General features: G+C 51.6%; 6 protein-coding genes. 5 read left to right on the top strand and 1 reads right to left on the bottom strand.

Annotated features, from left to right (window positions below; translation table 11 throughout):
* Positions 1-5: 5 nt before the first annotated feature.
* Complete coding sequence (locus tag P2W70_RS04310) at positions 6-3,161, bottom strand: ligand-binding sensor domain-containing protein (RefSeq protein WP_276480190.1); 3,156 nt, start codon at positions 3,159-3,161, stop codon at positions 6-8.
* Between the two features lie 319 nt (positions 3,162-3,480).
* Between P2W70_RS04310 and mddA the strand changes: the two genes are divergently transcribed.
* From mddA to P2W70_RS04335, 5 genes are all read left to right on the top strand, one after another.
* Positions 3,481-4,224: a methanethiol S-methyltransferase gene (mddA, locus tag P2W70_RS04315; protein WP_276480191.1), complete on the top strand. Its 744-nt coding sequence runs from the start codon at positions 3,481-3,483 to the stop codon at positions 4,222-4,224.
* Positions 4,225-4,420: 196 nt separating this feature from the next.
* Positions 4,421-7,726 (top strand): SusC/RagA family TonB-linked outer membrane protein, encoded by a 3,306-nt coding sequence (locus P2W70_RS04320; RefSeq protein WP_276480192.1) that lies wholly within the window; start codon positions 4,421-4,423, stop codon positions 7,724-7,726.
* A gap of 33 nt (positions 7,727-7,759) precedes the next feature.
* Positions 7,760-9,754 (top strand): RagB/SusD family nutrient uptake outer membrane protein, encoded by a 1,995-nt coding sequence (locus tag P2W70_RS04325; protein WP_276480193.1) that lies wholly within the window; start codon positions 7,760-7,762, stop codon positions 9,752-9,754.
* A 117-nt stretch (positions 9,755-9,871) separates the two neighbouring features.
* Positions 9,872-11,221: a glycoside hydrolase family 88/105 protein gene (locus tag P2W70_RS04330; RefSeq protein WP_276480194.1), complete on the top strand. Its 1,350-nt coding sequence runs from the start codon at positions 9,872-9,874 to the stop codon at positions 11,219-11,221.
* Between the two features lie 17 nt (positions 11,222-11,238).
* A complete protein-coding gene (locus P2W70_RS04335) occupies positions 11,239-12,561 on the top strand; it encodes a rhamnogalacturonan acetylesterase (RefSeq protein WP_276480195.1) in 1,323 nt (440 codons plus the stop codon).
* The last annotated feature ends 2 nt before the right edge of the window (positions 12,562-12,563 follow it).

Genomic DNA, 12,563 nt, shown 5'->3' on the forward strand with positions numbered 1-12,563 from the left:
GGTCGCTACAGCGGAATCACGAGCTCTACCCGGGTACCCATGGCATTGCCGGTATCGTCGGTGAGGTCGGTGATGGCTACACTGGTATTCACATCATATAACTTATTAATGATCTCCATGCGGTCACGGGTGATCTGCATGCCCATGGAGCGGCGCTTGCCGGATATTTTCTGGGCACGCAATACCTGCGCCTTCACCCGCCCGATACCGTTGTCCTGGATAATGCAATACAGGTTGTTGTTGCGTTCCTCGATGCTGATGTCCACCATGCGGGGTGATCCATCGTGTTTATTCATGAGTCCGTGCCAGATGGCGTTTTCTACATAAGGCTGTATCAGCATAGGAGGGATCACGATAGAGCCGGTATCTGTTTGGGTGTTGATCCGTATATCATACTTGAATTGGTCGCGGAAACGAAGACCCTCCATCTGCAGGTACAACTCCAGCGTTTCCACCTCATCTTTCAGGGTAATATAGTTGGACCGTGAGTTCTGTAGGATCAACCGCATCAGCCGGGCAAAGCTGTTCAGGTATTCCGACGCTTTACGCGATTCGTTCTTGATGATATAGGAGTCGATCGAGTTGAGGCAGTTGAACAGGAAGTGCGGATTCATCTGCGCCAGCAACGCACTCATTTCCACGTTGGCCAGTTTCTTTTCGTATTGCGTTTTCAGTTGCTCCTTTTTTCTTACCTGGGTGATCCGCATCCGGTATACCCAGTAGATGATGCCGGTTGCTACGACAAATGACAGCACATAAAACCACCAGGTCTGCCACCAGGGGGTAGCGATGTGTACGGCCAGGTTGACAACTTTCGGGTTCCAGGTGCCTTCGTTATTGGCAGCCTGTAACTGAAAGGTATATTGGCCAGGGGGTACATTGGTATAGTTCACACTGCTGCGGCCGGTCACTTCCTGCCACTCGTCGAATCCGTTGAGCCGGTAGCGAAAGCGAACCTCCTGGGGAAGGGTATAGGCCTGGGCAGAGAAGCCGATGGTGAAGAAGTTACGCTGGTGCGATAATTCCAGCAGCGTATCGCCAAACAGCGGCGGCATGGTTTGCGGCTGGTTCTGCACCTGCAGTTCGCTGATATAAGGTGCCGGCATTTCCTCGTTGCGTTTAAAGGCAGTGAGATCGGCCAGCACGATATTGTTTCTACCGCCGAGGATCAGTTCACCGGAAGGCAGAAAGGAGAAATGGTAGAAGTCGACATCTTTGATACCGTATTGAAAATTATACGTCGTGACGTTGGTATCGCCTGGCAGGATGCGGAACAATTGTTTGTCGCTGTATCCCCATACGCTACCATTCCTGTCGGCGGTTAGTCCGTATACCCGCCCCTCTACTTTTTTAGCTGGCAGGTAAAACTTGGCGAGGATGCCTTTTTCTGGGGCATTCACCTGGGCATAGCCCAACCAGCCAGCGTTACTGGTGGCCCAAATTCTGCCGCTGCCGTCTTCGGCATAGCGATGTACAAAGGGGAAGCTGTTGGAGGATTGATCGGTATAAGTAAAGTTGATCACACTGTCGCGATCGGCCACATACACACTCATGCCGCTGTTGCGGGTAAACCAGATATTGCCCTTGCTGTCTTCGTAGAGATTAACGACCCTTTCGGCTACGGCTGCGGTATCCATCGGGAAGATCAGGTGCCGGTAGCTTTTGTATTCCTGGGTGGCCAGGTCCCAGCGGATAAGACCATCGGCGCCCGCAGCCAACCACAACCGGCCCCGTTTATCCGCCAGCACATCGCGGTATTGCTTAAAGCGGGTAGGAGGTGGCTGTATCGACTTTAGTTGCTGGGTGCGTTTATCGTACGTGAAAAGACCTTTACTGGCAGAGATGACCAGCTTTTCGTCGGGCAACCTGGTCACGCTGAATACATCCAGTTTTGCATAGGGAGCCGGCCCTTTGAAAGGCAGTTTGGTCCATGTCTGCGTATGTTTATCGAAGATATAAATGCCATTGGCCTGTATTGGGCAAATGGTGATCATCCGTCCTTCCGGGTCAGGTAATATATGTTGTGCGTACGCCCAGTCGGTGCCATACAGTTCGTGAAAGGAGTGGCTGGAGAACTGTTGCATGGTAGGGTCGAAGTATTGGATGCCATTGATGTTACCATACCATACACGGTTCTTTTCATCGATACAATGAATACCGTAGTAAAGGTTTTTCTGAGGATTGTTGACCCATTCTTTGGTCACATTTTTCAGCCGCGTATCATACAATAACAAACCTGCTACTGTGGTGATCCAGATCTCGTGGTCGCTTTTGGGATAGATGCCGCCTACCGCACCTTTAAGGGCGGGGCGCCAACGTTCATCGGCGGGCACGGGTTGTAAAGAACCTGTTTCCGGGTCGAAGATTTGTACGCCGCCCGACCAGCTGCCTACATACAGCAAGCCATCGGTGTGGTGATAGAGCCGCCGGAACACGTTGACAGACACCTGGTAGGTCTTGTCTTTCTGCGGATATACAAACCAGCGTACGGCACCGGTATACTTATTTACCTGCTGTAGCCCACTCAGGGTTCCGGCCCAAATGATGGAGTCATTGGTACGGCTGGGTTCAATGCTGAGGATGGAACTGTTGGGACCGAGCAGGGGGGCGGTATACGGATACGCGTCGGCAGGGTAGGGGAAGTTGACAAAATTGTCTTTAGCCCGGTCATACCGCCAGAGGCCGTGGTTAACCGTTCCGATCCAGATGGTGCCGGATGCATCCCGGGTGAGGGCGTTGACGGCATAGTTCAGGTCTTTTTTCAGGCTGTCGCGTTTACCGGTCTTCCCGATCTGGTAATGCCGGAATTGCCCTTGCCGGATATCGAGCACAGACAGTCCCTGGTTGGTCGCTGCCCAGACCTCGTTCCGGCCCGCCAGAATAGCGTTGACGGTATTGTCGTACAAGGCGTAACGCGGATCACTACCCTCCTTGAATATTTTAAACTGTTGACCGTCGAACCGGCAAAGACCTTCGGAGGTGCCGATCCAAATGAATCCGTCGGTTCCCTTTTGGATAGCCCGTATGTGGTTGGCAGACAATCCCTGTTCCTTGTTGAGGTAGATGGCCTTGTCGAACCGGTATTGGGCCTGCAGGGCAGGAGAAAGCAGGCAGTAATAAACGGCCAGCAATAGCGTGCTGATATTCGGCATAACCTTCATGGATCGATGGCTTGGGCTTATCTAGTGTGTAAGTACCCCCTTTTTCCCGGTACCCCGAAAGGCTCCTGATTGAACAGCCTGATTTTCTGTGTAGTTAACGCCGAACCTTGAGTTGCTGGCGTCAACTATTCCTGTCGCCGCCCGCCACAGCCATTCTCAAAAAACCATTGGTCGTACGCAGGATACCTACCCTTCTGCTAAGGTACGCTTTCGCCGCAGGTAGGTATGTGGTAACCTTGCACTACCCTGCTACAAAATAATCTTTATTCCTTTTCACCTTACCGGGCCTATTGCCCGGTGTTGTAAACACTTATTAGCCATGAAGAAAGTATTGTTTTTGCTGTATGGGGTCACCTGTTACAGCGTATTTCTTGGAGCGACCTTGTATGCTATTGGATTTGCAGGAAACCTGTTTGCCGGCAGGTCGATGGACAGTACCCCCCAAATGCCGTTGTTGAGTGCTGCGTTGATCAATGCCTCCCTGTTGTTGTTGTGCCTGATCCTGCACCAGCTACTGACGGGAACAACGGTCCGAAAATGGATCGCCCGCTATTTACCCCAGCCACTGGAACGTAGTACCTATATCCTGACAGCCAGCTGCTGCCTGTTACTGCTGATGTTGCGCTGGCAGCCCATGGGGGGCGTGGTGTGGCAGGTGGAGCATACCGTGTTGAAAATGATATTGTGCATTGCTTATGTGGGCGGCTGGTCGATCGTATTTACAAGTACCTTTCTCATCAATCACTTCGAGCTGTTTGGCATGCGGCAGGTATGGCTGCTGTACCAGGGTAAATCGTATACCCCTTTGCCGTTCCGGATGCCGGTATTTTACAAGCTGGTACGCCATCCGTTATATGTCGGTTTTATGATCGCCAGTTGGGCAACGCCTACTATGACGGTTGCGCATCTGTTGCTGGCACTGTTTACCACTCTGTATATACTTGTATCGGTTCAGTTTGGTGACCGTGATCTGCTGGCAGGGGTCAGCGAACAGTATCGTAGGTATGTACGATGGGTACCGTTACTGATGCCTTTTCTGAAACAACTGACCGAGCGTTATTGAAGAACCCATCATAAGCAGGTTTCATGCAGGAGCCACTTTGAAGCACATGGAGCAAGCTGTAACAAGAGCTTGCTTTTTTTATTTATTACCAGGTATCATGGTGCTATCAGGATAGATCAGGATGATTGTTCGTGGGGTGATAGCTACCTTACAATTGGTAACGATTGACCAAAAACTTGCTTTAAATACTTGCTGTATGAAAAAATGCCAAAGCTATGCGTTTCGGGTTGCTGCGCCCGTACTGCTGGCGAGTTGCTTTACACTCTCCTTGTCAGCTTCTCCACACGATCCTCCGAATTATTCCAATGACATTGCCGGCACTCCGGGCTATCATGAGCCTTTTAGTCCCGTGTACGAAACGACGATTACAGGAACTATCGTCAATGAAAAGAATGAACCCCTGGCAGGTGCCACCGTCACCGAAAAAGGGCTTACTGCTTCTGCTACTACCAATGAAAAAGGTTTTTTTAGCCTGGTCGTTTCCAGCGCTACCGCAACGCTCGAGATCAGTTACATAGGTTATCTGTCACAAGAAGTGAAACTCAACAACCGTTCTTCCCTGTCGGTTACGCTGTATGCGGTATCGAGGTCGTTGGAAGATGTGGTGGTGGTGGGGTATGGTACGCGTAAGAAAGGAGATGTAACCGGCTCTACGGCCTCTATCAATGCCGAAAAGATCCGATCCATACCTGTTACCAATGTCACCCAGGCCTTGCAGGGCAGGGTGGCCGGGGTAGAAGCCATGGCCAGTTCCTTCCGGCCCGGTAGTGGTAGCCGGATCAGGATCAGGGGTAATCGCTCGCTGTCTGCCAGCAATGAACCCTTGTACGTAGTAGATGGTGTACCTGTTAGTTATACCATCGATGATATGAACCCGCTCGATATCGAAAACATCGATGTGCTGAAGGACGCCTCGGCTACCGCCATTTATGGCGTGCGGGGTGCCAACGGGGTCATCCAGATCACTACCAAAAAAGGCCGCGCAGGGAAGGTCAGCATCGAATACAGTGGCAGCGTATCATTCGATAACCTGCTGAAGGATATTCCGGTATTCAATGCGGTTCAGCTCATGGACGCCTGGCGACAAGCTTTCTCCGCCGATAAGGTGTACAATTTTGCGCAGAATACCACCCAGCCCAACAATTACTATCCCAACGCTGCCGCCGATATCAACCTGTTTGATGGCGACCAGTATACACTCAACGTGATCAAGTCTGCCTACCAATGGCGTGTATTTGACCGGGCTACCAATACCTATATTGCTTATAAGCGCCCTTCTACTGCGGAAGAAAAAGCAGTCATGGGCAGCCTGAAGATACCCGTTCTGGATAGTCTCGATATTTTTGATCCCTCCAAAGTGCAGGGGTACGACTGGCAGGGTGCTGCGATCAGGCAGGGCATCACCAATTCACAAAACATCTCGATCAGTGCTGGTAGTGATAAGATCAGGGCCAGTTTCAATGCCGGGTATTTCAACCAGAAGGGCATCGAGTATGGCCAGGACTATACCCGCTACACCATTGGTAACAATACCGAGTTCAAGCCGGTCAAATGGCTGACGATGGGCAATACGATCACCTATTCAAATAGTGTACAGAACATAGGACCCAGTATGTATGGTGGTGCTTCGGGGCAGCTCCCCTTTGCGCAACCCTATGATAGCGCCGGGAAGTTCATCCTGTATGCAGGGGGTGACCAGAATATCGTAAACCCCATGAACGACAAGAATACCGTGATCAATGAAATGAAAGTAAGCCGGGTATTTGGTAACGTATATGCCGAGTTCACCTTATTCAAAGGGCTACGGTACAAAACCGTCTTTGGCCTCGATTCGCGCAATACGCGTCAGGGACAGTTTAATGGCGCACTGTCTTCCGTACGGCAGGGTGGGGTGGCCAACGCGACCCATACCATTACCAACAGTATTTCCTGGGTATACGACAACCTGCTGTACTACGATTTCAAGATCAAAAAGGATCACTCTTTCAACGTGACCCTGCTGCACGAAATGCAGAATCCCAATAAAACAGATGTGCTGGCGCTCACCGCCAACAACCTGATCTTCGAAGAGCAAAAATGGTATTCACTCAACCGCAACACGTTGGGGGTAACCACCGGTAGCGGTAGCTACAGCGCCTTGCAGTTGCTTTCTTATATGGGCCGGGTCGATTACAACTACAAAAGTAAGTACTACCTCACGCTCAGTAACCGGTACGATAACTCGTCGGTACTGGCCGAAGGCAGCAAAGGGCAATGGTTTCCCTCCGCAGCAGTCGCCTGGCGCCTGGACAATGAGCCTTTCTTTGTAGAACAAAATGTGGCCAGCGCTGCCAAGCTGCGCGTTGGGTATGGCCTGGTGGGTAACTCTTCCATTCCTCCCTATCGTACCAATGGCCCGCTCGACTTCACCAACTATAACTGGACCAATGGAGCTGCCGCCGTAGGGCTGGCACCTACCACGTTCAAGACACCGGGTCTTACCTGGGAGAAAACGGCTACGATCAACGCGGGTCTCGACTTCGGACTGTTGGGCAACCGCATCACCGGTAGCATCGATGTATACAAGAGCACAACGACCGATCAACTCCAGGAAATGCGAATCCCGTCTGCCAATGGCGTCAGTACCATGTACATCAACCTGGGTAAGGTCAGCAACAAGGGCTTCGATATCTCCCTCAGTTCTGTCAATGTCAACAGCGGTGGTTTCATGTGGACGACCGATGTTGTGTTCAGCCGGAACAAAGAAGCCATCGTGACGATTGATGGTTCGAAGAACAATAACCTGCTCAACCTCTGGATGGTGGGTCAGCCGATCCGGGTGTATTACAACTATATCTCCGATGGCATTTACCAATACAGTGATACGGTAAAAGGTGGTGGTTACCTGGCAGATTACCTGTGGCCGAAGGGGACCAATGGTGCCAATGCATTGTTCCGACCTGGTAAGATCCGCGTGCGGGATATCAACGGCGATAGTCTGATCGATGGCAACGATAAAACGGTGCTGGGGTACGACAATGCCGATTGGACGGGCAGCATCACCAACACCATCGCTTACAAAAACTTCGAGTTGAGCTGCCTCATTTATATCCGCAAAGGGGGTATGTACCGGGTGCCAAGGCCGGGCCTGGTAGGCAGGTTCCAATCGAACAGTGTCAACTACTGGACGCCCACCAATCCCTCCAATGAGTACCAGCAGCCTACCCGTACTTCCGATGTGCCCACTTATTGGGAAGCGTTGGGCTATCGGGATGGCAGCTTCGTGCGCGTCAGAAATATATCCCTGACTTACCGGCTTCCGCAGTCGTTCCTGTCGAAGATCAAGGCCAATGCGATGTCTGTTTATGTCAATGCGGTCAACCCCTTCCTGTTTCACAACAAGTCGGACTATGATCCTGAGATGATTCAGTACACAGAGCAGTTTGCCTCCACTACCAACAACCCGGGTCCCAACTCCTACAGCTTCCGAAGTTTTGTAGTGGGCGTACGCCTGGGGTTGTAAGTAAACCAAATGATTGCCTTAAAAAGAACGACAATGAAAACAATCTATAAATTAACAGTAGCAGCTTGCCTGATCGCGGTATTTGGCCTGCCCTCCTGTAAGAAATTTATCAAAGAAGAATTGGTGACCACACTCACCCAGGATTACTATAAAACCGACCAGGGCCTGGAAGATCTGGTTAAATCAGCCTATTCGGCCCTGCGTTGGAAATTCGAGAATGAGCAATCATACGCCATGTGGAATTTTGGGACCGATGAATTCCGGCTGGGCGATCAGTTCAACAACGAGCATTGGAATAAATACAACAACCTGCTTAACCCCAATGGCTCCGATGGATTTGTGAACGGTTTTTGGACCAACAATTATGCGGGCATCAACCGTTGTAATATGGGTATTGAAATGATTGGGGCTTTCAACGATGTGAACTCCCGACTGCTGGGCACCGCTGCGCAGCGCAACCAGCGCATCGCAGAATTGATGGGCCTGCGGGCATTCTATTACTTCCAGCTGGTACAGCAGTTCGGTGCGATCCCATTGGTCAACAAATCGTCCGATACCCTGCGTTCCGATTTTCCCCGCACGCCGGTGGCAGCGATCTATGACCAGATCATCGGTGACCTGCGTAATGCCGGTCCGGTATTATCCTATGCCATCCCTTCCGAGCGCGGGCGTATTTCAAAATCCGTAGCTTACCACTTCCTGGCCAAAGCCTACCTCACGCGGGCGAGTGCCGTGACGGAAAACAGGGGCAAGAAAGCAACCGATCTCGATAGTGCTATTGTGTATGGCGATTCGGTGATCAAGTCGGGTGTACATACGCTCGAGGCCAACTATGCCAACCTGTTCAGTGCCAGCTATGCCAATACAACACCTCCCAAGCCAGGCTTCGATGGTGCCTTGCCATTGGGCGATGCATCCAAGATTGCTGCCAACAACGCTAGCACGGAGGTCATCTTTGCTGCGCAGTATAGTAACAGCCTGGCCCTGGCCGGTAATGGTAACCGGGTGCACTTGTATTTCGGTACGCAATACGATGCGGGTATTCCTATTCCCGGCATGATCCGTGATGCTTTCAACGGTCGTCCCTTCCGCCGTCTGCGGCCAACCGACTATACCATGGATATCTTTGACCGGGCCAATGATTCCCGCTTCTTCAAAAGCTTTCAAACGGCATACTATCGCAATGCGCCGACCAGTCATAGTAACTCTTCCGCCATCCCCGTATTCACGGCGGCCAATGCGCCTAGTCCTGACCTGGTGGGCAAAAAGGTGGTGGGCCTGGGTGATACTGCGGGATTGTTTGTCGTGAATCGGGCCGACAAGCCTTTGTTACCGGCAGATATTGGTAAGTTCCGCGCGAAGGTCTATGCGCGCTATAGAAGGGCCAGCCCGACTGATCCCATCACTTCCGACTTTTCGGACAACAAATACCTGACACTGATCAAATTTCTCGATGGCGTTCGCCTGACTGCCGATCTGCAGGAGGAGCGGGGTATCCGAAATGGTACCTACGCCAGGGTGGCGGAGACTTACCTGATCGTCGCGGAGGCCTATGGCCGTAAAGGCGACTATGCCAAGGCACTGGAGTATGTAAACATTGTGCGCAGGCGTGCGGCCTATAAGGCTGGCGAGGTCAAGAACCCGCACAACTGGTTATTCTATGGCGGTTCAGAATCGGACCTCAGCAGTACAGAAGCCGCTATGCTGGCCACAGAAACCTTGTTTACCACGAATGCCGCCAGTGAATTGTATCCGCCTACTGTTGCCTCGACCGAAAGCAGGTTCATTCATTTCATGCTCAACGAAAGGACCCGCGAGTTGTGTGGTGAGCTATATCGTTGGGAAGACCTGGTACGTGTAGAGGCGCTGTATGATAGAACCAAACTGTACAATGCCGATGCGACCAACCTGTCGCCGTACCATAAGTTGCGGCCAATTCCTTTACCGCAGATCATAGCGCTGAGGGTAAACGGACAGCCGTTGAGTGATAATGAAGTGGCAGCGTATCAGAACCCTGGCTATCAATAATGTCAAGCAGTCTTAGTTAGTAGAATAGCAAGCACGGACGTGTCAATTTTTATTGACCGTCCTTTTCTTTTACTGATCGCGTATCTTGTAAACAATCGAAACTATTTATTTGACCATATGATGACACGTTCGATGAAACCCGTGCTGTTTGCTGCCCTGTCTGCAACAGCTTTTCCAGCCCTGGCACAAAAGGCCAATGATGTGACGGCACCCCTCCATGCCCTCAAGGTAGATTATCCCGTACCCTACGATCCGCCGTCTACCGCTACTGTAAAGCAGGTACTCGACCGGATATACCATTACCTCGATGGAGCAACGCCGGCCAGCTTTATCCATAAAGGGAGCGGTGCAGACTTGACAGACCTGAAGTTAGCAGATACTACCGTGATCTTTAAACCCGGCGATTTCCGGTTAACGAGCTACGAATGGGGAATAACCTATGCAGGCATGCTGCAGGTGGCGGCTGCAACGGGTGATAAGCAATATGCTGACTATGCAACCAAACGCATGCAGCTGCTGGCCGATGCCTATCCTATATTTAAACCCATGCTGCAGCAATACCATAACCGCGGTAACCCATTGCGGTCGGTCATAGAGCCCCATGCGCTCGATGATGCCGGTGCCATGTGTGCGGCCATGATCAAGTCGGAGCGAACCGGACAGGTGAAAAACCTTCGTCCGCTGATCGATAATTTTATTCAATACATCTCCACCAAAGAGTTCAGGTTGCCGGATGGTACGCTGGCGCGCAACCGCCCGCATCCCAACACGATTTGGCTCGATGACCTTTTTATGAGTGTACCGGCTTTGGCCCAGATGGGTAAGCTGACCGGCGACCGCAAATACTTCGACGATGCGGTGAAGCAGGTCGTGCAGTTTTCCGAACGTATGTTCAACAAGCAAAAGAATGTGTATATGCATGGATGGGTGCAGGGCATGAAAGACCACCCTCAATTTCATTGGGCACGTGCCAACGGTTGGGCTATCCTGACCAAAGTGGAGTTACTCGATGTATTGCCCGAAAACCATCCCGGTCGTGCCAAAATACTGGAGTTGTTACGCCTGCATGCACAGGGGCTAGCTGGGTATCAATCAGGTTCGGGATTCTGGCACCAACTACTCGATCGCAACGATTCTTACCTGGAAACTTCTGCCACGGCGATCTACGCTTATTGTATAGCGCGGGCCATCAGGAAGGGATGGCTCGATCCGGTGGCTTATGGCCCGATGGCGTTACTGGCCTGGAATGCCGTATCAACCAAAGTGAATGACAAAGGGCAGGTAGAGGGTACCTGTGTGGGCACCGGCATGGGATTCGAACCGGCGTTTTATTATTACAGACCCGTCAATGTGTATGCAGCGCATGGGTACGGTCCGGTGTTGCTGGCGGGCGCTGCCATCTATGAGTTATTACAAGACAATAAATTCCGCATCAACGATAGTGCCTTGCAGTACTACGAGAAGTAAGATAGTTTTGAGATCGTATGAAACACCTTTACCTGTTACTGACTCTATGCCTACCCGCCTTGTTGCAGGCTCAAACCAATACCTGGCGATTTGACCTCGGCAGTGGAAAACTGACCGAGGGATACAAGCCGGTAACTGCTACTACTTTTTACAATGATCAAACTGGTTACGGCTTCGAGCCCGGAGCCGTGTTACGGGCAGTAGACCGTGGGGGCAAAGACCCGCTGAAAAGTGATTTCATCACGGGGCAGCTGCCCTTCTTTTTCTCGGTGAAGTTGCCGGAAGGCAACTACCATGTCACGGTTATCCTCGGCGATGCCGACAGCGCCAGTGTGGCCGCCATCCGCGTCGAGAATCGCCGTATGATGGTGCAACAGGTAAAAACCAAACGCAAACAATTTGCCACCGTACACTTTACCGTGCACGTACGCGATTCCCTGATCCACGGTACCGAGCGGCAGGTGCGGTTGAAGCCCCGGGAAGGCAGCTACCTGCATTGGGATAATAAGTTGACCATTGAATTCAACGATGCGGCACCGAAGGTGTGCGCCATCGAGATCGCCCCTGCCATGGATGTGACGACGGTGTTTTTGGCCGGCAACTCCACCGTCGTGGACCAGACCGGCGAACCCTTTGCCTCCTGGGGGCAAATGATCCCCGCTTTTTTTCAGCCAGGTAAGATAGCTATTGCCAACTATGCCGAATCGGGTGAAGCACTCACCAGCTTCCGGTCTGCCCACCGGCTCGACAAAATACTGGCCCTGATGAAGCAGGGGGATTATCTCTTCATCGAGTTTGGGCACAATGACCAAAAACAGAAAGGCGAGGGCATCGGTGCTTTCACTTCTTATGCCGCCGACCTGAAGTATTATATCAGCGAAACGCGTAAAAGAGGCGGTATTCCCGTGCTGGTCACTTCCATGCACCGAAGAAGTTTCGATAGCACCGGTAAGATCGTCAATACGCTGGGAGACTATCCGGCGGCTGTGCGCAAAACGGCCGTCGAAGAGCGGGTAGCCATGATTGACCTCAACAACATGAGCAAAACCCTGTACGAAGCCTGGGGACCGGATAAAAGCCAACTGGCTTTTGTGATCTATCCCGCCAATACATTTCCGGGGCAGGAGAAAGCGTTAAAAGACAATACCCACTTCAATACCTACGGCGCTTATGAGATCGCCCGTTGCATCGTAGAAGGCATCAAAAAGAACAAGTTGGCCCTTATGTACTTCCTGAAGAAAGACATTCCTGCTTTCGATCCGGCCAAACCGGATGAGGTGAAGGCGTGGCACTGGCCCTTGAGTCCGAGACTGAATATCACCAAGCCCGATGGCAATTAGAT

The organism is Paraflavitalea pollutisoli, assembly GCF_029360705.1.
In the GTDB taxonomy this organism is placed as follows: Bacteria; Bacteroidota; Bacteroidia; order Chitinophagales; family Chitinophagaceae; genus Paraflavitalea; species Paraflavitalea pollutisoli.

Coding starts and splice junctions, on each gene's coding strand:
- P2W70_RS04310 (WP_276480190.1), bottom strand. CDS start 3,161: ATGAAGGTTATGCCGAATATCAGCACGCTATTGCTGGCCGTTTATTAC.
- P2W70_RS04335 (WP_276480195.1), top strand. CDS start 11,239: ATGAAACACCTTTACCTGTTACTGACTCTATGCCTACCCGCCTTGTTG.
- P2W70_RS04325 (WP_276480193.1), top strand. CDS start 7,760: ATGAAAACAATCTATAAATTAACAGTAGCAGCTTGCCTGATCGCGGTA.
- P2W70_RS04330 (WP_276480194.1), top strand. CDS start 9,872: ATGATGACACGTTCGATGAAACCCGTGCTGTTTGCTGCCCTGTCTGCA.
- mddA (WP_276480191.1), top strand. CDS start 3,481: ATGAAGAAAGTATTGTTTTTGCTGTATGGGGTCACCTGTTACAGCGTA.
- P2W70_RS04320 (WP_276480192.1), top strand. CDS start 4,421: ATGAAAAAATGCCAAAGCTATGCGTTTCGGGTTGCTGCGCCCGTACTG.